1 protein-coding gene is annotated in these 773 nt (G+C 46.1%); it reads right to left on the bottom strand.

What is annotated here, in order from left to right; genetic code table 11:
- Window positions 1-62 precede the first annotated feature (62 nt).
- Window positions 63-773 (bottom strand): glycosyltransferase (locus ACTJJJ_RS31725; protein WP_440703911.1); only part of this gene is annotated, 711 nt, incomplete at its 5' end.

The following is a 773-nucleotide window of genomic DNA, read 5'->3' on the forward strand; positions in this document are numbered from 1 at the left end:
GAATATTTGGCAATTGCGGTAACCGCTACCCCCGAAAAAAGATCTTTTTTCAAGCCCATTGGTTACTTTCTGTTATGTTGGTTACGGACTGTCTCTTGAACACGCATTTTGAATGCGTCGTAGGAAAATGTGTCGAGATAGCGCCGGTAGCCATTTTCTCCCACCTTTTTTAATTTGTCGCGGTCCATTTTGAGCGCTATAATGGCATCGGCCATGCACTGTGGCCGGTTTTCGCATATAATAATGTCGTCGGTTAAAAGCAGCGTGTCCATCGCTTTGGTTTTCATGCTCAGAACAGGGATTCCGAGCGCGAATGCGTCCGCTACTTTATTGAGGAACACGGTTTTGGCTTTTTCGCTATCGCCGAAACTACCCAGGGCAACGTCGCAATGCGAAACGAGGAAAGGTTCCAGCTGTCCGTTGTGGAATGACTTGGAATTATCGATTTTTACAAAATTCTCTATGCCCAGTTCCCTTACTTTATTCCTGAATGGAATGGCCTTTTCATCGTCGTTCCCGAAAAGGATAAACTCGAAATCCGTCGTCGTTTTCGAAAGCAAATGCGCAGTTTCCAACACCTTATCTAATCCGTGCAGTGGAATGTAAGTGCCCCACCAGCATATGGTCAGCTTGTTTGTGGTCCCGTTCGCAAAAGGATTTGCCGCTTTTCGGCGACTGTCCACACAAAGCGGCACAATGCTGTATTGGATATCCGACAGTTTTACATCCAGCAAGCGCGTATAATATTCCGCTTCGGATTCATTGAGGAAAAT

The sequence above is a fragment of the Dyadobacter sp. 22481 genome (genome assembly GCF_052044875.1).
Classification (GTDB): Bacteria; Bacteroidota; Bacteroidia; order Cytophagales; family Spirosomataceae; genus Dyadobacter; species Dyadobacter endophyticus.